Below are 431 nucleotides of genomic sequence, written 5' to 3' on the forward strand. Positions count from 1 at the left end.
AGGAATAATCGCCTTAGCAAATACAGCTTTAAATGAGTACATTCCATCCTGCAAACTTTTTAGATAACTTTCATTTAAACTAATAACAACATTTCCATTCTGTTCTGCTACAGAAAAATGACTATTTGAAACTGTATTCTTATTACATTCCAAATATTCAAATTCATTATATTTAGCAACATCCGAACCTTTTGTCAAATAATCGTTGCCTATTGTTACAGTTGCATTTCCATTTCCGTTCCATGTTCCAAACATTAAATATCCATCTTGATATGTAACCTTTGTAGTATTTCCATATACATTAAGACACATCATTGTCAAAACAGATACCATTAATAATATTAAAGCCTTACCTCTTACCTTCTTTGACATAATTATTGTCTCCTCTCTCTATTATTATTTCACATTATTTAGTTACTCAAAAATATCAT

At 28.8% G+C, this 431-nt stretch carries 1 protein-coding gene; it reads right to left on the reverse strand.

Annotated features, from left to right (window positions below; all coding sequences use genetic code 11):
- On the reverse strand, positions 1-372 hold a 372-nt coding region (locus DWW96_RS13535), incomplete at its 3' end, for a hypothetical protein (protein WP_147339840.1).
- Positions 373-431 lie beyond the last annotated feature (59 nt).

Origin of the sequence: Eubacterium sp. AF17-7 (assembly GCF_003461285.1) — a bacterium.
Taxonomy (GTDB): Bacteria; Bacillota; Clostridia; order Lachnospirales; family Lachnospiraceae; genus Eubacterium_U; species Eubacterium_U album.